The 21,241-nt window shown below is 32.1% G+C and carries 22 protein-coding genes and 1 pseudogene; 16 read left to right on the top strand and 7 right to left on the bottom strand.

All coding sequences use genetic code 11. The features are described 5' to 3' along the window. The first annotated feature begins 88 nt into the window (after window positions 1-88). The 7 genes from AB8U03_RS01045 (at window position 89) to AB8U03_RS01015 (ending at window position 6,254) form a co-directional block, all read left to right on the top strand. On the top strand, window positions 89-934 hold the full coding sequence (locus tag AB8U03_RS01045; protein ID WP_369702678.1) for a class I SAM-dependent methyltransferase: 846 nt from the start codon (window positions 89-91) through the stop codon (window positions 932-934). Between the two features lie 25 nt (window positions 935-959). Continuing rightward, window positions 960-1,976 carry an SDR family NAD(P)-dependent oxidoreductase gene (locus AB8U03_RS01040; protein WP_369702677.1) on the top strand — a complete coding sequence of 339 codons (1,017 nt, stop codon included), beginning with the start codon at window positions 960-962 and terminating at the stop codon, window positions 1,974-1,976. Window positions 1,977-2,243: 267 nt separating this feature from the next. After that, window positions 2,244-2,945, top strand: a complete 702-nt coding sequence (locus AB8U03_RS01035) for a hypothetical protein (RefSeq protein WP_369702676.1) — start codon at window positions 2,244-2,246, stop codon at window positions 2,943-2,945. A 2-nt stretch (window positions 2,946-2,947) separates the two neighbouring features. Further along, window positions 2,948-3,922 carry a UDP-2,4-diacetamido-2,4,6-trideoxy-beta-L-altropyranose hydrolase gene (gene pseG, locus AB8U03_RS01030; RefSeq protein WP_369702675.1) on the top strand — a complete coding sequence of 325 codons (975 nt, stop codon included), beginning with the start codon at window positions 2,948-2,950 and terminating at the stop codon, window positions 3,920-3,922. 183 nt (window positions 3,923-4,105) lie between these two features. Continuing rightward, the gene (locus AB8U03_RS01025) at window positions 4,106-5,113 is read left to right on the top strand and encodes a dTDP-glucose 4,6-dehydratase (protein ID WP_369702674.1); all 1,008 of its coding nucleotides are present in this window, start codon (window positions 4,106-4,108) and stop codon (window positions 5,111-5,113) included. A gap of 80 nt (window positions 5,114-5,193) precedes the next feature. Next, window positions 5,194-5,418 (top strand): type II toxin-antitoxin system HicB family antitoxin, encoded by a 225-nt coding sequence (locus tag AB8U03_RS01020; RefSeq protein ID WP_369702673.1) that lies wholly within the window; start codon window positions 5,194-5,196, stop codon window positions 5,416-5,418. A 66-nt stretch (window positions 5,419-5,484) separates the two neighbouring features. Continuing rightward, window positions 5,485-6,254 (top strand): IS5 family transposase gene (locus AB8U03_RS01015; protein WP_369702672.1). Its coding sequence is split into 2 segments (ribosomal slippage): window positions 5,485-5,812 and window positions 5,812-6,254, totalling 771 coding nucleotides; the frame shifts between segments, so codons are not numbered across the junction. A 225-nt stretch (window positions 6,255-6,479) separates the two neighbouring features. On the opposite strand, the gene AB8U03_RS01010 is transcribed toward AB8U03_RS01015, so the two are convergent. The 3 genes from AB8U03_RS01010 to AB8U03_RS00995 all read right to left on the bottom strand — a co-directional run bounded on the left by AB8U03_RS01010 (window position 6,480) and on the right by AB8U03_RS00995 (window position 8,027). Beyond that, window positions 6,480-7,169 (bottom strand): DUF5050 domain-containing protein, encoded by a 690-nt coding sequence (locus AB8U03_RS01010; RefSeq protein ID WP_407064931.1) that lies wholly within the window; start codon window positions 7,167-7,169, stop codon window positions 6,480-6,482. Window positions 7,170-7,276: 107 nt separating this feature from the next. After that, complete coding sequence (locus AB8U03_RS01000) at window positions 7,277-7,426, bottom strand: cell wall-binding repeat-containing protein (RefSeq protein ID WP_369703006.1); 150 nt, start codon at window positions 7,424-7,426, stop codon at window positions 7,277-7,279. A gap of 115 nt (window positions 7,427-7,541) precedes the next feature. Continuing rightward, window positions 7,542-8,027, bottom strand: coding sequence for a cell wall-binding repeat-containing protein (locus AB8U03_RS00995; RefSeq protein ID WP_369703005.1), 486 nt, complete (start codon window positions 8,025-8,027; stop codon window positions 7,542-7,544). A gap of 404 nt (window positions 8,028-8,431) precedes the next feature. Here AB8U03_RS00995 and mntA point away from each other — a divergent pair, with 404 nt between their 5' ends. From mntA to AB8U03_RS00960, 7 genes and pseudogenes are all read left to right on the top strand, one after another. Continuing rightward, window positions 8,432-8,839, top strand: a complete 408-nt coding sequence (gene mntA, locus AB8U03_RS00990) for a type VII toxin-antitoxin system MntA family adenylyltransferase antitoxin (protein WP_369703004.1) — start codon at window positions 8,432-8,434, stop codon at window positions 8,837-8,839. Further along, window positions 8,832-9,243, top strand: a pseudogene (gene hepT / locus AB8U03_RS00985) (type VII toxin-antitoxin system HepT family RNase toxin). Before mntA ends, hepT begins: the two are co-directional and overlap by 8 nt. A 118-nt stretch (window positions 9,244-9,361) precedes the next feature. Next, window positions 9,362-9,679 carry a nucleotidyltransferase family protein gene (locus AB8U03_RS00980; protein ID WP_369702671.1) on the top strand — a complete coding sequence of 106 codons (318 nt, stop codon included), beginning with the start codon at window positions 9,362-9,364 and terminating at the stop codon, window positions 9,677-9,679. Continuing rightward, window positions 9,666-10,064 carry a nucleotidyltransferase substrate binding protein gene (locus AB8U03_RS00975; RefSeq protein ID WP_369702670.1) on the top strand — a complete coding sequence of 133 codons (399 nt, stop codon included), beginning with the start codon at window positions 9,666-9,668 and terminating at the stop codon, window positions 10,062-10,064. The genes AB8U03_RS00980 and AB8U03_RS00975 overlap by 14 nt, the downstream gene beginning before the upstream one ends. Window positions 10,065-10,489: 425 nt before the next feature. Further along, window positions 10,490-11,182 (top strand): GDSL-type esterase/lipase family protein, encoded by a 693-nt coding sequence (locus AB8U03_RS00970; protein WP_369702669.1) that lies wholly within the window; start codon window positions 10,490-10,492, stop codon window positions 11,180-11,182. A gap of 860 nt (window positions 11,183-12,042) precedes the next feature. Next, a complete protein-coding gene (locus AB8U03_RS00965; protein WP_369702668.1) occupies window positions 12,043-14,019 on the top strand; it encodes a YjhG/YagF family D-xylonate dehydratase in 1,977 nt (658 codons plus the stop codon). Window positions 14,020-14,068: 49 nt separating this feature from the next. Next, window positions 14,069-14,821 (top strand): IclR family transcriptional regulator, encoded by a 753-nt coding sequence (locus AB8U03_RS00960; protein ID WP_369702667.1) that lies wholly within the window; start codon window positions 14,069-14,071, stop codon window positions 14,819-14,821. A 140-nt stretch (window positions 14,822-14,961) separates the two neighbouring features. On the opposite strand, the gene pepV is transcribed toward AB8U03_RS00960, so the two are convergent. Next, on the bottom strand, window positions 14,962-16,353 hold the full coding sequence (gene pepV, locus AB8U03_RS00955) for a dipeptidase PepV (protein WP_369702666.1): 1,392 nt from the start codon (window positions 16,351-16,353) through the stop codon (window positions 14,962-14,964). Between the two features lie 482 nt (window positions 16,354-16,835). Here pepV and AB8U03_RS00950 point away from each other — a divergent pair, with 482 nt between their 5' ends. Together AB8U03_RS00950 and AB8U03_RS00945 are read left to right on the top strand one after the other, a co-directional pair. Next, entirely contained in the window at window positions 16,836-17,249 is a 414-nt protein-coding gene (locus AB8U03_RS00950) for a HEPN domain-containing protein (protein WP_369702665.1), read from the top strand. Continuing rightward, a complete protein-coding gene (locus AB8U03_RS00945; protein ID WP_455423794.1) occupies window positions 17,240-17,362 on the top strand; it encodes a HepT-like ribonuclease domain-containing protein in 123 nt (40 codons plus the stop codon). Before AB8U03_RS00950 ends, AB8U03_RS00945 begins: the two co-directional genes overlap by 10 nt. Before the next feature lie 169 nt (window positions 17,363-17,531). Here the strand turns inward: AB8U03_RS00945 and AB8U03_RS00940 are convergent, their stop codons facing one another. The 3 genes from AB8U03_RS00940 to AB8U03_RS00930 are packed head-to-tail and all read right to left on the bottom strand — an operon-like array spanning window position 17,532 to window position 21,232. Further along, entirely contained in the window at window positions 17,532-19,181 is a 1,650-nt protein-coding gene (locus tag AB8U03_RS00940; protein WP_369702664.1) for a peptide ABC transporter substrate-binding protein, read from the bottom strand. 55 nt (window positions 19,182-19,236) lie between these two features. Beyond that, window positions 19,237-20,223 carry an ABC transporter ATP-binding protein gene (locus AB8U03_RS00935; protein WP_369702663.1) on the bottom strand — a complete coding sequence of 329 codons (987 nt, stop codon included), beginning with the start codon at window positions 20,221-20,223 and terminating at the stop codon, window positions 19,237-19,239. Next, on the bottom strand, window positions 20,213-21,232 hold the full coding sequence (locus AB8U03_RS00930; protein ID WP_369702662.1) for an ABC transporter ATP-binding protein: 1,020 nt from the start codon (window positions 21,230-21,232) through the stop codon (window positions 20,213-20,215). Before AB8U03_RS00930 ends, AB8U03_RS00935 begins: the two co-directional genes overlap by 11 nt. Between the last annotated feature and the right edge of the window lie 9 nt (window positions 21,233-21,241).

Genomic DNA, 21,241 nt, shown 5'->3' with positions numbered 1-21,241 from the left:
TTTTGGTGATAAATTTATAATAGGAAATTAAATACATTTGTAAAAATAAATTTTTTAATATAATAATTAATATGTTGGGAGAAATATAATGGAAGAGTATAAGGTTATTTATAATAAAAAATTTGGATATAGAAAATTAAATCCTATTCCTTCAAGAGATGAATTAAACAATTTCTATGTGAAAGATTATTATAAAGCAACTCAGAATATTAATAATAAAGTTGACGATGAGGATACTATTTGGCTTCAAAAAACAGAATATAAAGATGCATATGATATATTTAATGAATATTTATTAGAGGGTAAATTGTTAGATATAGGTTGTGGAATGGGTAAATTTTTAAGTTATATGAAAGAAAAAGGTTATGATACATTTGGAATAGAACCTTCACTAATAGCTTGCAAAAAAAGTAAAAATATAGGATTAAAAATTGAGAATTGTAGTATATATGATTTTGAAAGCAATGATAGAAAATTTGATATTATTAACTTAACAAACGTATTGGAACATTTAATAGATCCATTAAAGGCTATTGAAATATGCAAAAAAATGCTAAACAAAAAAGGAATTATTCGTATAAAAGTTCCTAATGATTTTAATAAATTGCAATTGGAATTATGTAAAAATTTTAATAAAGGTAAATATTGGGTTGCTATACCTGATCATATAAATTATTTTAATCTTGAATCTTTAACGAATATACTAGAATTTTATGGATTTAGAATTATTAATAAAACTGTAGATTTTCCAATGGAATTATTTATATTTATGGGTAAAGATTATATAAAAAATAGAAATATAGGTAAAATATGCCATGAAGAACGGAAAAAATTAGAATTATCAATTACCAATAATTTAAGAAGGAAATTATATAATTCTTTCTGTAATATAGGAATTGGAAGAAATATAATTATTTATGGTATATTAAATTAAACCAAATATAATTTGGAGGATAAAATTGGGATACTATACGGATAAAAATATTCTTATAATAGGTGGAACGGGAAGCATAGGTAGAGGGCTTGCAAAAGAATTATTGACTCAAAAACCTAATGTTATAAGAATTTTCAGCAGAGATGAGTACAAGCAATTTATAATGGAAAAAGAACTTGACCATATATCACAGTTCAGATATTTGATAGGTGACGTTAGAGATTATGACAGAGTTGAAAGGGCGATGAATGGAATAGATATAGTATTCAATCTTGCTGCCATGAAACATGTACCTTCTTGCGAATACAATCCAACCGAGGCTATTAAAACAAATGTGCAGGGAATGGAAAATGTTATAAAAGCTGCTGTATACAATAATGTGGATTCTGTACTTTTTACAAGTTCTGATAAAGCTATAAATCCTACCAATACCTACGGGGCTACCAAGCTTTTGGCTGAAAAATTAGTACAGGCAGCTAATTTCAGTAAGGGAAAGGTTAGGACAAGATTTACAGCAGTTAGGTTTGGAAATGTCATGGGTTCTCGCGGGTCAGTTATTCCGCTTTTCAAGAAACAGATAATTGAAAGGGGAAATATAACCGTTACGGACAAAAATATGACCAGGTTTATGATGACATTATACCAGGCTGTTTCACTCATAATTGATGCAGCTGAGAAATCTCATGGTGGAGAAGCATTTGTACTCAAGATGCCTGTTATAAGATTATTTGATTTAGCAGAAGTTGTAATTGAGGAAACCTGTAAAAAGCTTCATATTGATTTAAGTAGTGTAAATGTAGAAAATATAGGATTAAGGGCAGGTGAGAGAAAATTTGAAGAGCTTATGACTTATGAAGAATCACAAATTGCTTATGATTTAGGAAGTATGTATGCAGTTATACCTAATACTTATACGGATGAATTGAATGGATATTATAAGTCAGAAAAAAAGGTCAAGGCAGGAAGTTATAATTCATCTGATACTGTACCTATAACCAAGGAAGAAGTAAGGAGGCTTTTATCCAGTGAAAATCTTATTTAGAATAGAATAATAGTAAAATATTTTTAATAGATGAAAAGTATATGATTTCATTATGTATGATAGTTAAAAATGAAGAAAAATCCTTGAATATGTGTTTCAGCAGCATAAAAAATCTCGTAGATGAAATTATAGTTGTAGATTAGATACAGGTTCTACTGATAAGACCAGGCATATAGCACTTAAGTATACAGATAGGCTGTTTGATTATAATTGGTGTAATGATTTTTCAAAAGCAAGGAATTTCTCAATATCAAGAGCTAATAATGAATGGTTTTAGTACTGGATGCAGATGAAATAGTGAAGCAATTTGACAGAAATTCCATACTTGAATTTTGTAATTGTAGTGACAATCAGTCTAAAGTTGGAAGATTAAAGAAAGTCAACGAATATGAGCATAGTTATGGTAAAAGAAGGTATATTGAGAGAATCAGCAGGTTGTTTAATAAAAATAGTTTTTGTTATTCAGGAACAATACATGAACAAGTGGTTCGTAAAAATAAAATAAATTATGATACTTCAAACATTGATATTACAATAGATCATATAGGGTATTTTAGGGAAGTTTTAAAAAGGACAAACAAAATCTATAGAAATATATTAATGTTAAAAGAAGAACTTATAAAAGATCAGAAAGATCCCTATATTAATTATCAGCTTGGCAAAAGCTATTTTTTAGAAAAGAATTATAAGAAAGCTGTTTTATATTTTAAAAGGTCTATTCTATCTGTAGATAATTTCAATTATGAATATGCAGAAGATTTAGTTGAAAGTTATGGTTATGCACTTTTAAATTTGAATAAGTTTAGTGAAACTGTGATAATAGAAAAGTATAAAAGATATTACTTGAGTTCACTGGAGTATAATTTCATTCTTGCTCTTATTTATATGAATAATAGTAAATCTCAGCAGGTAGTAAAAACTTTTCTCCATTGTACTGAATTTAAAGATAGTATAAAGGAGGTAGGCTGAATTTGAAAATAGCCATTAGGGCAGAAGGCGGTACTAAAATAGGTATGGGTCATATAATGAGGACCCTGGTGCTTGCAAAGGAACTATCACTAAAAAATGAAGTATCTTATATATGTAAGGATAGCATAGAAAATAAAAGTGGAATAATTCAAATAGAGAAAAATGGATTTAAGGTATATGCTTTTAAAGATACCGTTTTAGCGGTGTTGCCAAATTTAAATGCAGATGTGCTTATAACTGACAGCTATGATGTGAATGAGAAATATTTTATTGCTACAAAAAAATTTGTAAAACATACAGCTTATATAGATGATGTAAATTCTTTTGATTATCCTGTAGATTTGGTTGTAAATCAGAATATAAATGCAGATGATTTTATTTATAAGCAAAAATATAAATTGCTTGGATTAAAATATCTTATGCTAAGGAATGAATTTAGAAATATACCACGAAAGCACATTAATAGGCAGGTTAAGGATATAATGATAACAATGGGAGGGTCAGATCCTGTTGAGTTTACCAAAGCTATTACCAATTGGATAACGGATCTAAAGTTTAACTTTCATGTCATTATAGGGCCTTCTTTTAAGAACATAAAATATTTTGAGAATATAAGTTTTTATAATGTGACATTTTATTTTCATGCAAATATGGCAGATGTAATGCAGAAATGTGATTTGGCTGTATCTGCTTCCGGTAGCAGTATATATGAATTTCTTGCCGGTGGAGTACCTTGTCTAAGTGTTGTAATTGCTAATAACCAATTCAGTATATCCAAAAAATTAAGTGATATGAATATGGTGGAAAGTCTGGGGTGGTACAGCAGTTTAAATGAAAGTGAATTCAAAAATAGGCTGATTGCTTTATGTAATGATTGTACTTTGAGACAACAAAGATCTATTAAGGGGCAAAAGATTATAGATGGATGTGGTGCCAAAAGGATAGCTGATTTTTTAAACAGTAAATTTAGAAATTAGTATTCATATAGTTTTATTGAATGGATTGCCAATTTGGCAGTCTATTTTTGGAATTAAAAAGGATATTACATATATTGCCTAATGCAAACAGAATTACAGACAAGTAATATTTAACTAATGGATTGTAGTAATTTAGATACATTCTCAATAAATTATATATAAATCTAAGGAGGTTGATTGTATATGAATATACTTGTAACAGGAGGGGCAGGATTTATAGGCCGCTGGGTTGTAAAACAATTGTTAAGTGAAAATCATTCAATTACAGTGATGGATAATCTGTCCAATGGGAGACTTGAAAATATAGAAGAATTTAAAAACAATTCCAATTTTAAATTTATAGGTGGAGATATAAGAGATAAAAGCAAGTTAGATGAAGTGTTTAAAGATAAGTTTGATATAATATATCATCTCGCAGCTTCAATAAATGTCCAAGATAGCATTGATGATCCGGAGACTACTTTTTTCAATGATGTAGTTGGAACTTTCAATATACTTGAAAGGGCCAAGATGCAGATGTTTGGGAAAAATGGCAGAACAGATGGAAACGGCTGGATTCTTGATTCCAAAGAGGATACTTATCCTTGTAAAGTGGTTTTTATGAGTACGTGTATGGTATATGATGTATCTGGGAATGAAGGAATTCCTGAAAATCATCCTGTGAAACCTGTTTCGCCTTATGGCGGCAGCAAGATAGCTGCTGAAAATATGGTACTTTCATATTATAATGCCTATAGACTTCCAACTGTTGTAATAAGGCCATTTAATACTTATGGACCTTTTCAGAAAACTGGAGGGGAAGGTGGAGTTGTGGCCATATTTATAAATAATGTGCTACACGGCAGGAATATAAATATATACGGTTCTGGCGAGCAGACGAGAGATCTTCTCTATGTAAAAGACTGTGCTGACTTTATAGTTGCCTCAGGATATTCGGAAAAAGTAAATGGTCAAGTAGTAAACGCAGGTACAGGAAGAGATGTTACTATAAATGAACTTGCAGATATTATAGTTCATAACAAAGTAAAGATAAATCATGTAAAACACATTCACCCGCAAAGTGAAATAATGAAATTGAAGTGTAATTATTCTAAGGCAAAAAGGCTTATTGGATGGGAACCTAAATATACTCTTCAGCAGGGATTAAAGGAAACTAGAAAGTGGATTATGGGAACCAAACTTTTAAAGTAATTTTAGAGTTTTGGATAAAATGAAAGCGTTGAAAGAATTTTTAATAATTATTATATAAGAATATATATGTTTTTCCTGCAGTGGTAACTACTATGGGGGAAAATGATTATAATGTAAGTTTTCCTGATTTTGAAGAAATAATAACCTATGGAGAAACGTTAGAGGAAGCATATATAATGGCAGAGGATGCGTTAAAATTATGTTTATTTGATTTATATCAAGATAAAGTTGACATACCTGAAGCTACTAAAATTAATAAAATAGAATTAAAGAAAGATCAAGTGGCCATATTAGATCGTGTCTGAAAACTAAATATTGTGCAAAAATCGAGTTTTAGGTAAAATAAAACAAAAAACTCGGAGGTTGCAAATATGGCACAAAAGCGTTATGAAATATCAGATGAACAATGGGATCAAATAAAAAACTTAATTCCAATAGCAAAAACAGGACGACCTCCAAAAGATAACCGACTTATATTTAATGCCATACTATGGATTGCAAGAAGTGGTGCAGCATGGCGTGATTTGCCAGAACGCTTTGGTTCATGGAAGACTGTATACAGTCGTTTTTGTAAGTGGCGTAATGATGGTACTTTATTAACAATTTTTAGAGAATTAACCTCAGAGGCAGATTATGAAAATTTAAGCATTGACTCAACATGTATAAAAGCTCACCAGCATAGTGCTGGTGCTAAAAAGGGGCTATAAATATCGAAACAAAACAGCATATTGGACTAAGCCGTGGTGGACATACCATAAAAATTCATGCAGTTGTTGACGGGCTTGGTAATCCAATCTATTTTCAATTATCATCTGGTAATTTACACGACAGTACACAGGCTGTAGATGTTCTTTCCAACATTGATATAAAAGATAGCAATATCTTGGCAGATAAAGCATACGGTACAAACGAAATTAGAGAATATATTACTTCCAAGAAGGCCTCATATACTATTCCACCAAAATCCAATGCAAAAAACCCGTGGGATTGTGACTGGTGGCTGTATAAAGAACGTCATTTAGTAGAATGTTTCTTTAATAAAATCAAACATTTTAGAAGAATTGCAACTCGTTGTGACAAGCTTGCTGATTCTTTCCTTGCTTTTGTTTATATTGCTGCTATTTTTATTTTGTCTAAGTAGTCTATTGCTACATTGTTTTCAGACACACCCTAGTTAATACTGTAAAAGTTTTTTCTAAGGTTATTTAAGAAAATCGTTATGCTCTTTAATACAGATTAGAGTGGCAGATAGTAAAAGTAGGTGAATCAAATGGCTATGAAGAAAACCCCCATAGCCATTTGATTGTCTGATAGAAACTATTTCCATCTTCTAAAAAATTATTTTCATAATGATAATCGTGAAATTTTAAGCATCAATTTTTACTTTTAATACCTGACTGTTTTTATAAAAGTAAATCCAACCAGGGACAGCAAACAAATAATCAGTTGCTTTATCAGAAATTTTTATTATATTACTGCCATCTAGATTCATCCGATAGAGTCCGTCATTACTTTTACCTTCCTCATTAAAAGACGTAAGTGTATAATATATATAATCATTAAATACATTTATACTGTACATTTCATTATTAGTATAATGAAATGTAGTCAATAAAGTGTCTTCACTTCCATCATTTTTTATCTTATGAATACCATTGGAATCACTGTAATAAATCCAATTGTCTACAGGTTGAAATCTTGACAAATTATCTTCTTTAATTATCTTTATATCACTTCCATCAAGATTTGCCATTATAAATTCAGGCTTATTAGGAGGAGAAGCAGATATTTCGGTAATACTCATATATATCCGACCATCTTTTATGCAGAAAGGATAGCCGTGGTCTACGATATAGGGGTCTTTTATATTTAAATCCACATGTTCTTCCCTAGTTCCATCTGTTGTATTATCAGCACTTAACTGATGATATGTATCATCCTGTGGATTGTAGTAATATGTGTTGCCATTATTGTAGGAAACTAATGCTCCATTGATTATATTACCGGTAAAGTCCAGCTCTTTTGTTGTAAGTTGTTTCACAACATCATCTGACACTACATATATTCCACCTAAAATTATCACATTGCTTGTACTGGAATCTTTTCTCCAGACATTGTAAACAAGACTTCTTGTTGCATTATTCGGGGAAGTTGGAGTTAGAACTATAAAAGAGGAATCTTTTCCGGCAAGAGCTGCACCGCTGCACCGGACAGTGAATCCGGAAAGTTTTCTCCTGAAGCTACGTAAATTTTATTTATATCATCGCTGTTGAAGTGATTTATAATATTTAAATTTGTTTCATATCTATCTATTCTCCAAATTCTTTCTGGTGAAGGATAATTCTTAGCAACATTTTCACTGATGACTTCGGAGCCGCCAATTATATAAGTTTTTATAATACTATTTTTATTCAGAAAGTCCTTACTATTATCTGAAAAGGTATTTATCAGTCAATAAGATTGGCATATCTTTTTGAGCTGCTATGGGAGCAACTGATATGGAATCAGCAAAACCTAAACCTGATGTAACTACAATCTCCTTGTTCATATTAAAATTGGAGTACATATATTTGGCCACTGCCATGGAAGTTTCATACCTTGTGATTCCAAATAGCCTTACAATATTTACATTGGTTTCTCTCTTTAAAGTATCTTCAACATTTTTTGAGATACTTCCTTCACCGCCAATGATAAATAGGTTTTCCACTTTCAATTGAATTATTTTATTGATTACTTCATTGCTTATTTCTGATTTTGTTGTTAAGAGAACTGGTGCGGATAGCTTCTTTGCCAATGGAACAGAGCACAGTGCATCAGGATAATCTTCACCACTAGCTAGTACAAGATTTTTTGATGTTTCCCATCCGGAATTTAATATTTCCATGCTTGTTTTATATCTGTCATTTCCATAAATCCTAGTAATTTTAGATGAAGCTAAAACTATGTTAATTTGGAAGGCACGCAGATGAAATGCTTAGTATTAAAAAACCTAGTATACAGCTTAAAAGTTTAGTCATTTTTAGCATTCTAATGAAATCCGCCTTATAAATTATTTGAACTGTAAAATTGACAGTTAACAGTATATTAACATTTCATTTAAAGTATTTAAATATGGAACATAAGGATTAAGTGGGATATAGTGGAGTGACACAAAAGACTCTGGGAGGTGATGAATAAATTGAGAACAAACGTTTGAATAGACCAATCCTTTTATGCCCATAATAAAAATATAAATTTTATTATGGAAAGAGATGAGTGATATGGATTATAATAAAGTGGAAGGACAGAAATTTGTATTTTATAAGTGAGGTGAATTCATTGAATATAGATAAAGACAGTATAGATAAGATAATATCATTTCTTATAGAAAATATAAAACCATATTTGATATACTTATTTGGTTCAAGTGTAAATGGAATATTTAGAGGAGATAGTGACATTGACATTGCATTTATTAGTGATATTGAAACTTCTGACTACGAAATATTTATGTTGTCACAAAAACTTGCAGATATATTAAAAAGAGATGTTGATTTGATTGATTTAAAAAAAGCATCTACTGTATTTAAAGTTCAGGTAATAGCTAAAGGCGAACATATATACTGCAGTGATAATAAAAGAAGGGCTTATTTTGAAATGTATGCATTTAAAGATTATGCTATATTAAATGAAGAGAGAGAAATAATATTAAAAAATATAAAAAAGAGAGGACATGTATATGAATGATGCGATATTGAACAAAATATCTGTTATTGAAAGATGTATAAATAGGATAAATGAAGAATATAAAAATAACCTTGAAAATTTGAAAAATTATACTAAACAGGATTCTATAATTTTAAATATTCAAAGGGCCTGTGAGGCTTCTATAGATTTGGCAATGCATATAGTTTCCGAAAAAAAAACTTGGTATTCCACAAAATAGCAGGGATGCATTTGAAGTATTATTTCAAAATAATATTATAGATAAGGAGCTTATGAATAATTTAAAATCTATGGTTGGATTTAGAAATATAGCAGTACATGATTATCCGACTGTAAATCTGTCTATAGTGAAGGAAATAATTGAAAAGCACATATATGATTTGAAAAAATTCGCAGAACATATGCTTCAATTTTACAGTAAGTAGAACTGACAAAAAACATAGAAGACAGGCAGACAAAGCTTGATTGCATAAGTATGCTGTATGCACTTTTAAGCAAATTTGGAGATGAAATAAGTAAGAGAAAATTAAGTGAGGTGATTCTTTGAAACTTGAAGAAAAATTGGGGATAAAAAAAGAATTGTTAATACAAATTCAAGGCATATTTTCGAAATCCAAAGGTGTAGAGCGGGCAGTTATTTTTGGTTCCAGGGCAAGAGGAGATTACAAGTATAATTCTGATATAGACATAGCTGTTTCAGGAAGTAATATGACATTTAGAGATTTTAATTTTATTTGTGATGAATTAAATGAACTGAATACAGCTTTTACTTTTGATTTATTAAATATGAAAAATATATCAAAAAAAGAATTGAGAAATAATATAGAGAAAGAGGGAATTGAAATTTATGTTGCCAGATAGAGTTATAGAGAGATTCAGAGACTTTAAAAAAGCTTTTTTTAGATTGAAAGAAGCAAGTGAATTGGAAGATAACAGTGATATTTTAGTTGATGCAGTTATCCAGAGGTTTGAATTTACATTTGAACTTAGCTGGAAATTCATGAAATCCTATCTGGAATATGAGGGTATAGAAGGTGCTGCAAGTCCAAGAAGTACTATAAGATTGGCATTTAAACAGGGACTTATTACAGATGGAGATGATTGGATAACTATGATGCTTGACAGAAATAGAACTTCTCATGTGTATGATGAAAAACTTGCCTTGGAAATATTCAATAATATAAAAACTCGTCATATAAAATTGCTAAATATGCTTGTCGTAAAATTTGAAACAATTTTAAGTTAGAATATTTTGAAAGACATTTTTATAGAAACCAGCGATGAACTTAAAACATTGTTCTGACATTTTCAGCCTTATAAGGCTGTTTTTTATTATATAAAAATATAGTGAGTTAAAACAAATATTTAATTTGTTTTAAACAATACACTTGATATGAAAGGGTATAAAGATATTTTAGGTATATGGATTGGTGAAGCTGAAGGTGCTAAATTCTGGATGTCAGTAGTACAGTGAGAGACAACAAAATAATAATTTATAAAGTGGAAAATAGTGAATTGGTTGAGGCAATGATCGGAAGGTCGCATTGAGGTGTGCTGTCATATGGGTAAAGAAAATTAATTTTAATTTTCATGTTGGACAATTGCTTGCATATTAGATATACTATAAAAAATGATTTCTCTTAAACACTGCAATTAATATGGAGGCTGAAGATGAGAAAAAAGAATATTATATGCTTTATATCTGTACTATTGAATATATTTTTTATATTTTCTGGTATACATGCAATTTATAAAAGTCATAGAACACAGATTTTACAAAGAGAGAATGTAAATAGGAATATCATAAAAAATACATACTATTTAGCAAAACAAAGTCAATTTGAAACTTTAAATATAAAGAGTGGAGACATTGTATTTTTAGGAGACAGTATTACAAATAGATCCGAATGGGAAGAGTTATTTAATAACCCCAATATAAAAAATAGAGGTATTGACGGGGATACTACAAATGGTATCCTAAATAGGTTGAACACAATCACCAGGGGACATCCTGAAAAAATATTTTTGATGATAGGAATTAATGATGTTTTACATAAGAAAGAGCCATCATATATATTAGACAACTATAAACAGATTTTAAATGAAATAAGAATGGATTCTCCAGATACAACCATTTATGTTGAAAGTATTTTGCCCAACAATAACATTAGATCCAACAGAGATGTTAAATTCTTAAATGAAGAATTGCGAAAATTAAGTGGCAATAAAATTATATATATCGATTTGTTTGACAAGTTTGTAAAAGATAATAAATTATCAAGCAAATATACTTATGACGGAACACATTTAAATGGTCGGGGATACTTAATATGGAAGCAACAAATTTATCAATATGTCTATTGATAAATAGTGTAAATATATCTTGAATTTTATTGAAATTTGGATATAAGTCAATTAATGGCTCAATGGTGCGGCAAATTGCTACTAAGATGATTAGCATAAATTTAAAATTGTCAAAATAACAATCTCTACATTTTTTGAATTTATATTAAGTTCCGTAATAGCTAAAATCAAACTCCATTTCCATAGGATATTTATTACAGGATACTCTGCTCCCATATATTTTATTTACCTAAATTTGAACAATTTTTTTAATTATATAGATGGTACTTTTGCCAACTTTAATTGACAATAACATACCTTTTAAGTTAGTTTTAGGCAGCCTATTATAAAAAGGGTGCTTTTGCTTTGCAAATTTTTTCTGTAATAATTTCCAGTAAAAATCATAATTTATAACTTTTCTTATAATAATCCAAATCGTTATTGATTAACAGATTAATGCTTTAAAAAATTTTTTTGTGCTAAACTTCTGAGAAAAAATTTACTCCTATTCATAACTACAATAAAAAACCTCATAAATATTTTTAATTTTTACGAGAAATACTGGATTACTACCTTGACATGATAAAAAATTGTGATAATATTAATTATATAATTCGTATAAACAAATTTAATTCGTATATACGAATTAAATGGAAAAGAAATATATTCACAAATTATTAAATTGTCTATATGTGCAAAATTATATAGTCAATTGCAAAATACACTTTGAATCTAATCTGATTTTTATTAAAGGAGAGATAATACGTGAAAAAAGCTAAATTTTTAACTCCTGTAATTTCTTAAAAATTACTATTTGACCAACATGCTTTGTTAATTAAACTATCAAAATAATTTTAAATTATAGAGAGGAAGGATTAGTTATGTCATTGAAATCGATTTACGACAAAGAAGAAACATCATTATATGAGATCCACACTCATGCAGAAGGGCCGGATGGTTCACTTCCACTTACCCCCGAACTATTGAGAACTTTACCCAGCGGCAATATATTCGGAATGACTTTAAATGCTGGTATGGGATGGGAACCATCTAAACTCTTGGGCGGGGATGTATTAATACTTAGTAATCAAGGTGGAATTCGTGATAATGACGGCACTCCAATTGCATTGGGATTACATACAGGCCACTTTGAATTAGGATTACAAGTAAGAGCAGCATCTGAAGAAATCAAAAAACTGGGAGGTGTTCCTTATGCTGCATACGTGACGGATCCGTGTGACGGACGTAGCCAGGGTACAACAGGAATGTTTGATTCTCTACCTTATCGTAATGATGCGGCAATAGTACTTCGACGTTTAATTCGCTCACTGCCAACACGCCGGGCAGTCATTGGAGTGGCTTCATGTGATAAAGGCCTGCCTTCCATGATGATGGCACTAGCATCTATGCATGATCTGCCAACTATTATTGTCCCTGGTGGTGCAACGCTTCAACCTGTAGAAGGGGAAGATGCAGGAACTATTCAAACTATTGGGGTCAGATTTGCCAATAATGAAATTTCATTAGAGAATGCTTTAAGACTGGGATGTAAAGCTTGTGCTTCTGCTGGTGGCGGATGTCAGTTTCTGGGAACAGCTGGTACTTCCCAAGTTATCGCTGAAGCATTGGGAATAGCATTGCCTCACTCTGCTTTAGCACCTTCAGGTCAGCCGATATGGGAAGAAATTGCTAAGCAGTCAGCCAAGGCAGTTTTAGATATGGATGACAATGGAATAACCACCAAGGATATTATTACAGATAAGGCAATTGAAAATGCCATGGTGGTTCATGCTGCTTTCGGAGGATCAACCAACTTGCTTCTTCATCTGCCGGCAATTGCACATGCTGCCAATTGCAAAATTCCTACTGTGAAAGACTGGGCAAGAATTAATAAGAAAGTGCCTCGTTTAGTAAGTGTTCTTCCTATTGGACCGATTAATTACCCAACAGTCTGTGCATTTTTAGCAGGAGGAGTTCCTGAAGTTATGCTTCATTTGAGAAAACTGGGACTGCTGCATGAAGATGTTCTTACTGTTAAAGGAGAAACACTTGGAGCTAACCTTGATTGGTGGGAAAAATCTGAAAGACGTACACAATGTAGAAAACGTTTGATTGAAGTGGATGGAGTTAATCCTGATGAAATTATAATGAGCCAAAGTAAGGCAAAAGAAAGAGGGTTAACATCAACGGTAACTTTCCCTGTAGGGAACATTGCTCCTGAAGGCTCGGTAGTAAAATCAACAGCTATTAATCCATCTGTCATAGATGATGATGGAGTATTTAGACATACTGGAAAGGTTAAAGTTTTCACTTCCGAAAAGTCAGCTATTAAAGCACTTAAAGATGTTGGAAGGATTAAAGCTGGAGACATAATGGTTGTCATGGGCGGAGGTCCAATGGGAACAGGAATGGAAGAAACATATCAGTTAACCTCTGCTTTAAAACAATTACCTTTTGGTAAGCATGTTTCCCTGATTACAGATGCACGTTTTTCCGGTGTTTCTACAGGTGCTTGTTTTGGACATGTAGGACCTGAGGCATTGGCAGGAGGTCCTCTGGGAAAATTGCGTGATGGTGATATTATTGAAATCATAGTTGACACCAATAAGCTTGAGGGATCAATTAATTTTATTGGGACTGAGGATAAAAAACTTTCTTATGAAGAAGCAGCTAAAGTACTAGAAGCACGTGAACCCCATCCGGATCTTAAACCTGATTCAAATCTTCCAGATGATACAAGATTATGGGCGGCACTTCAATCCGTTAGTGGCGGAACTTGGAGCGGAAGCGTATATGATGTAGACAAAATTATTGAAGTTCTTGAAGAAGGTAAAAAAGCACTGGCTAAACAACAATAATTATTTTTATGTAATAAATTTTTATAAAAATTGGAATGGTGGGTGTAATATGACACATAAACCAACGGAAAGAGTTTTAAATATATTAAATTTTTTGTCAATCAGTCCTAAAAAGTTAACCTTAACGGAGATTTCTGAAGCAATTAATGTACCTAAAAGTACTCTTTATCCTATTATGCAGACAATGTTGGAACGTAACTTTGTTTCTCTTGAAAAAAATTCTTTAAAATATTCAATTGGAATTTCTGCTTTTTGTATCGGGACATCTCTTTATTCACGAAATAAATATATGATAGAGTTTATACAAAAAATAATGAAGGATATTGTAGGTAATATTGATGAAACCTGTCAAATGGGGGTTCTTGACGGAAACAATGTACTATATGTATTAAAAGAGGATCCTGTAAAAGATATGGATATCCGCCTTATTTCCCGTGTAGGAAAACGAATACCGGCGTATTGTACAGCTTTAGGAAAAGCTCTATTAAGTCAACACAAGATTGAAGAAATAAAATCACTTTATCCTGATGGCTTAAAGGCCATTACGAAAAATACTATAACGGATTTTAATGTTTTAGAAAATCAATTAAAGAAAATTAGAGAAACTAATGTGGCATTAGAGGTTGAGGAAGTGACAAAATTTTTACGATGTTATGCTGTCCCTTTAACTTCAAAGGGGAGAATTATGGGAGCTGTTAGTATAAGTATTCCAACCTTTCGAGCTACTGAGGAAAAAAATAAACTGGCAGTTGAATTATTGTTAAAAGCAAAAGAAAAAATTGATTCTGTTAATTTTGGTTAAATCTCAATTGGATAAATTCGGAGATGAAATAAGCAGGAAAAAATGTCAGTAGATTTGGTTTTTACACAAATCCACTGACATTTCCTAATGGGTATAGATTTAGTTTTCACACAAATGTATACCTAGTACCACATCCCTAACTATTTTGCAAGTTCATATATTGTATGAGCATATATTTTAGCATTCATTATTAGATCTTCGATTTCAATATATTCATTAGCCTGATGGTCAAGATCTGGTTTTCCAGGGAATATTGGTCCAAACCCAATTATATTTGGAAGTTCCTTGGCATAAGTTCCTCCGCCTATTCCATAAGCTTTTCCTTCCTTACCCGTCTGCTCAGTATAAACCTTGAGAAGAACTTTAACCAATTTACTATCTTCCGGGAAATAAAGAGGTTCATCAGCTTCTACTCTTTCTATTTTTGCACCGCATTCCCCAAATTTCTTGGAAAGGGTGTCCATTATTTTTTCACCTTTCATAGTAACAGGATATCTTATATCTATCCATAAATTTGCCATTTCTTCATTGATTTCGGCAACTCCTACATTCAGCGATAATTTTCCTGATGGTTCATCTTCACAAGCTATTCCAAGCGAAGTACCTTCTGTTTCAAATCCAATATATTTATTGAAGAAGTTTATATAGTCTGCAAGAGGACAAGATCCCTTTGCAACAGTTCCTAAGAAGTCAAAAGTCTGCATTACAGCATTTTTACCTAATTCAGGCATACTTCCATGAGCTCCCACTCCAAATAAGTGTAAAACTACATTATCGTTTACAATTTCAGCTTTCATATTATAGCCTTTTTTATCTGCAAATTCCTTTACTGCTTTAACAATATTTTCTGTATCTTTTGTAACTATTACAGTTTCACATTTATCAGGAACCATGTTAGGTCTTATTCCGCCTTTTAATGATTTGATTGCAATTCCGCAATTACAAGGACTTAATTTTTTAACAACGTGAAATCTTCTTATACCCTTTTCAGCATTTATAAGTGGATACATGGCATCTGGTGTAAATCCGGATACTGGCGCCTTTTCTTTTTTATTATAAACATGCATTTCGGAACTTCCTGTCTCTTCATTCGTTCCAAAAATAACCCTAACTTTTTTTGAAAGTGGTATTTTAAGATCCTTTATAGCCTTTAATCCAAAAAGAGCTGCAATTGTTGGCCCTTTATCGTCCAAAGTACCTCTTCCAAAAATCTTGCCTTCATGAATTTCTGCCCCATAAGGTGGGTGAATCCAATTATCTCCTTCCGGTACCACATCCATATGTCCCAGAACTGCTACATAATCTTTTCCCTCACCATATTCTGCATATCCATAGTATCCATCTTCTTCTTTATATGTGTCGAATCCAAGGTCAGCTGCAATTTCAAGAGCCTTGTCCAGCGTTTTTCCAACGCCTTCGCCGAAAGGCATACCTGCTTTTCCGTCATCCTGAGTACTTTTGATTTTAACTACTTCTTGAGTTGCCTTAACCAACTCTTCTTTCATTTCATCAATTTTTTTGTTAAATTCCATTTATATTCCTCCTATTCTTGATGCCCTTTATAAAGAGTAATCTCAATTTTATTATTTTAAGTATGTAAATGTTATATTGTTGTTTTTTACATAATTTATCTCATAAGATTATTGTAGACCCTTTTCTATCTTTTTTCAATATACTTGAATTTTTTATTGAATAAACTTGTTCTGCATGATAAATTTTATCTAATTTTCTGACAAAATAGGAAAATGTAAAAGATTAAATCCCTAGAAATAGGTGTTTTTGTGAACTGTTAAATTTGAAAAAATCCGCAGGACATATGCTTTAATTTTACAGTAAGCAGATCTGTCGTGCTATATAAATTTAATTGACAAGTAGCTAATAAAAATGTTGACAATGAATAAATGATACAATATAATCAAAAAAATAGTATAAAAATATTTGTGATAAAATAGCACGGATATATTTAAAAATATAAGCGAATGACTGTAAAATTTATTTAGGGAGGATCGTAATAATGGACAGTAAAATAAATCTGGAAGATTTTAAAGAAAGTTACAAAAGTGCCAAGGGCTTTCACCACAGAGCAGAGCAGTTTTTGCGTGAAGGTAAGGATTCTGTTATTATATTTAATATAGCTTCGATGGCGCTTGAATGCTATCTGGTTGCTCTCTGCAATTTATATGGTGTAATGCCTAAGGGGCATACTTACGGATATCTTGTGGATAGTGCAGAAATGGTTGTTAATGTTCCTTCATTCCTGGATGACGAAATAAGATCCCTTGATCCAATATTTAATGCTTATCTTTGCTCTCTTGAAAGTTATGATGGCAATATTTTAGAGTTATTGGATTCAGATAAAATTCTTTCAATATGTAATGAAGTCAGTAAATTATTCAATCAGGAAAGAATTTCATCAATGTGCGGATAAATATAGCTGTCCATGATTATCAAACTGTGAATTTAGACATAGTGAGGGCTATAATTGAAAATCATATAGATGATTTAAAAGGGTTTTCCAAGCTAATGCTTAACCTTAAGTAGCAAGCTCACTGAGAAAGAAAATTATAGGATAAACATATATTTGCGTGTGCAATGCATGTTTATCCTATAATATTTTAATAATTTATTTTAACTTTATGGATTAGCTTGCATAAATGTGAATATATTAGATATTATAGTATGTCTGAAGGTAAAACAATATTATTATCAATTATTTATCAAGATGTGCATCCCTGAAAATAAAGAAACCTAAATTTGATATATGGGCATCTTTAAGCTTTGGATTCATGCATACAACTTCAGTGTAGTAGTAGATTGGTATTATTGGTAAATCAATCATCAGTTGATCTTCTGCCTGATGCATTAAACTAGCTCTCTTAGCCTTATCAGGTTCTGCTTTAGCCTGGGCTATCAGCTGATCATATTTAGTATTTGAATATCCTGTCATATTGTTACCATTTCCAGTTGTGAACATATCAAGGAATGTCATGGCATCATTATAATCAGCTGTCCAGCCATCTCTACCCAGCATAAACTGGTGGTTTTGAAGTTGAGCCAGATGAACTTTTCTCTCAACATTTTTGAGGGTGACATTTATTCCTAAATTCTTTTTCCACATGTCCTGAATTGCCTGTGCTATATTCTGATGTCCCTGCATTGTGTTATATAGTATTTCCATTTGAGGGAATCCCTTTCCACCAGGATAACCAGCTTCAGCCAGCAGTTTTTTAGCCTGTGGTATATCTGCAGTTTTTGGAAGATATTCTTTATTTGTAAATTCCTCTCCGTTTGAATCACTGGTACCCTTAGGTACAAAGGAGGTAGCAGGTATTTCACCGGATTTTGTCACTTCTTTAGTTATAGAAGTTCTGTCTATAGCCAAATTCAATGCCTTTCTAACTCTTATATCACTTAGTGCTTTAGCTGCATCAGGATTGATGCTTTTAGCCTGTGGTGATAAATTCATATCGTAGTAATAGGTTGCTAAATACGGATAGGCTTTTGCCGTCCCATTCTTTAACAGATTAGGAGTTTCTGTAGCAGGTGGTTTATCGATTAAGTCCAGTTCTCCTGTCTTGAATGCCGCATAATAGCTGCTTGCATTTTCTAGAGTTTTGAATTCTATTCTATCTATCTTTATGTTTTTGCTGTTCCAGTAATCGGAATTTTTTTCAAAGTTCAAACTGTCTTTTGATTTGTATTCAACCAGCTTGTATGGACCATCTGATATATAAGTATCTGGTTTTGTAGCCCAACTAGTTGGATTTTTTTCAACTGCGTCTTTCCTTACAGGATCATAAGTAGGGAAAGATGTAAGTGACAAGAAATAAGGGGTAGGGTTTTCAAGTGTAGCTACCAGTGTATAATCATCTTTAGCAGTAACACCTACCTGATCTTCTTTGGATTTGCCCTCATTATAAGCTTCACCATTTTTTAAATAGAATAACTGATATGCATATTGAGAAGCAGTTTTTGGATTCAGAGCTCTTTTCCATGCATATTCGAAATCTTTTGCAGTAACAGCTTTTCCATCAGACCATTTTGCGTTTTTCCTCAAATGGAAAGTATAAGTAAGCCCATTGCTTGATATATCCCATTTTTCTGCAACGCCAGGTATTGGTTTCTCATTTTTATCTAAATTTGTCAAGCCTTCAAAAGCATTACAAATTACCTGGGCGCCTTCAACTGAATTGTTCAATCCGGGATCAATTGTCCTGGGTTCAGCACCAATATTTACTTTTATAGTGCTTTTACCATTTGAGCTTGTGCCGCTTTTGGAATTTCCACAGCCAACAAACAATGAGCCTACAAATGTAAGTGACATTGCAACTGCTAGAATTTTAAACTTATTCTTTAACATAATAGCCCTCCCTAAAAAAATTTTAGTATATAATATGTTTATGCAATATAAACATCTATATATCATCATACAGACAGCAAGCCACACAGTGGCCATCACCCATGTCCTTTAATTCAGGATTCTTCTCAGAACATCTTTTCATGGCATATCTACATCTGTCCCTGAACCTACAGCCTGGTGGAGGATCTATTGGAGAAGGGGTTTCTCCCTCAAGCATTATTCTCTTATTTTTAGCTGACATATCAGGATCAGGCACTGGTATCGCCGATAACAGTGCCTTGGTATAGGGATGAAGAGGGTTTTTGTATAATTCATTGCTCTCCGCCATCTCTAACATTTTTCCAAGGTACATTACTCCAATTTTTGTGGATATATGTTTTACCATGGATAGATCGTGGGCTATGAACAAATATGTAAGATCCAAATCATCCTGAAGATCTTCAAGCATGTTTACTACCTGTGCCTGAATTGATACATCCAGAGCGGATATGGGTTCATCACATACTATAAATTCAGGTTCAACTGCAAGAGCCCTTGCTATACCTATTCTCTGCCTTTGTCCACCTGAAAATTCATGTGGATACCTGCTTGCATGGTCTTTATTTAATCCTACCTTATTTAAAAGATATTGAATTCTATCATGTCTTTCTCTGCCCTTCATTAAATTGTGAATATCTATGGATTCTCCTATTATGTCACCTACTGTCATTCTTGAATCAAGAGATGCATATGGATCCTGAAATATCATCTGCATTTTTCTCCTGTAGGGTAGCATTTTGCTGCTAGAAAGCTTGGATATATCTGTACCATTGTATATTATCTGTCCGTCGGTTGGCTCGTATAATTTGATTATAGTTCTTCCTGTAGTGGTTTTACCGCATCCGGATTCTCCAACTAACCCTAGAGTTTCCCCCTTGTTTATGGTAAAAGATATGTTGTCTACTGCTTTGACATTGCTTGTTACTTTTCCAAAGAATGACTTTTTTGCAGGAAAGTACTTTTTAAGATTTTTTATTTCAATAAGTGGTTTATTATTTCCCATTTTTTATATCTCCTCCGCTTATTTTATCTATTTTAGGTGCATTTGGATGGTTAAGCCAGCAGGAAGAAAAATGGTTATCATCTATTTTAAAAGCTTCTGGCATCCTATTCAAACATATTTTCATGGCATATTCGCATCTTGGAGAAAAAGGACAACCGATCGGGGGTTTTAATAGATCTGGTGGAGTCCCATCTATTGGTCTAAGTCTTTGCTTTATATCTTCCTGGGGATTTGGTATACTTTTTAAAAGGCCCCATGTATATGGATGTTTTGAATTATAGAATATGTCCCTTGTGGTTCCTCTTTCAATAATCATTCCACCATACATTACATCTATTCTGCTGCATAGATCAGCTACAACGCCGAGATCATGTGTTATTAAAATTATAGACATACCCAATTTGGTTTTTAAATCCTTCATGAGCTCAAGTATTTGTGCCTGTATTGTTACATCAAGAGCTGTAGTAGGCTCGTCTGCAATTAAAAGTTTTGGATTGCAAATTAATGCCATAGCTATCATTGCTCTTTGTCTCATACCACCTGAGAATTCATGGGGATATTGGTTTATTCTCTTTTCAGCACTAGATATTCCAACCAATTTTAACATTTCAATAACTTTTTCCTTTGCATCTTCTTTGCTTATATGTTTATGTTTTATGAGTGGTTCCTCTAATTGAGAGCCTATTTTAAAAACAGGATCCAAGGAAGTCATAGGATCCTGAAAAATCATTCCAATATCATTTCCTCTTATACTTTCCATTTCTTTATCACTTAATTTTGTTAAATCTCTATCTGAAAATTTTATATTAGCTGCCGTTATTTTCCCATTTTCCGGGAGAAGCTTCATAATTGACATCATGGTTATGCTTTTTCCACTTCCGGATTCTCCAACTATTCCTAGAGCTTCACCTTTATCAAGATGAAAGGATACTCCTCTCACTGCTTTTACCTCACCTAGATAAGTCTGGAAAGATGTGTGCAGATCATTTACGTCAAGTAATCTATCCATTTACATATC

This window comes from Clostridium moutaii (assembly GCF_041205085.1).
GTDB classification, from domain to species: domain Bacteria; phylum Bacillota; class Clostridia; order Clostridiales; family Clostridiaceae; genus Clostridium_B; species Clostridium_B moutaii.
Note: the sequence above shows the minus strand (reverse complement) of the source record. Positions and strands in the feature narration are given on the sequence as shown.

What these genes read in the sequence shown, in the direction of transcription:
- AB8U03_RS01045 (WP_369702678.1), top strand. Translation starts at nt 89, where the DNA reads ATGGAAGAGTATAAGGTTATTTATAATAAAAAATTTGGATATAGAAAA.
- AB8U03_RS01035 (WP_369702676.1), top strand. Translation starts at nt 2,244, where the DNA reads ATGGTTTTAGTACTGGATGCAGATGAAATAGTGAAGCAATTTGACAGA.
- AB8U03_RS01025 (WP_369702674.1), top strand. Translation starts at nt 4,106, where the DNA reads ATGAATATACTTGTAACAGGAGGGGCAGGATTTATAGGCCGCTGGGTT.
- AB8U03_RS00975 (WP_369702670.1), top strand. Translation starts at nt 9,666, where the DNA reads ATGTTGCCAGATAGAGTTATAGAGAGATTCAGAGACTTTAAAAAAGCT.
- AB8U03_RS00970 (WP_369702669.1), top strand. Translation starts at nt 10,490, where the DNA reads ATGAGAAAAAAGAATATTATATGCTTTATATCTGTACTATTGAATATA.
- AB8U03_RS00965 (WP_369702668.1), top strand. Translation starts at nt 12,043, where the DNA reads ATGTCATTGAAATCGATTTACGACAAAGAAGAAACATCATTATATGAG.
- AB8U03_RS00960 (WP_369702667.1), top strand. Translation starts at nt 14,069, where the DNA reads ATGACACATAAACCAACGGAAAGAGTTTTAAATATATTAAATTTTTTG.
- pepV (WP_369702666.1), bottom strand. Translation starts at nt 16,353, where the DNA reads ATGGAATTTAACAAAAAAATTGATGAAATGAAAGAAGAGTTGGTTAAG.
- AB8U03_RS00950 (WP_369702665.1), top strand. Translation starts at nt 16,836, where the DNA reads ATGGACAGTAAAATAAATCTGGAAGATTTTAAAGAAAGTTACAAAAGT.
- AB8U03_RS00940 (WP_369702664.1), bottom strand. Translation starts at nt 19,181, where the DNA reads ATGTTAAAGAATAAGTTTAAAATTCTAGCAGTTGCAATGTCACTTACA.
- AB8U03_RS00935 (WP_369702663.1), bottom strand. Translation starts at nt 20,223, where the DNA reads ATGGGAAATAATAAACCACTTATTGAAATAAAAAATCTTAAAAAGTAC.
- AB8U03_RS00930 (WP_369702662.1), bottom strand. Translation starts at nt 21,232, where the DNA reads ATGGATAGATTACTTGACGTAAATGATCTGCACACATCTTTCCAGACT.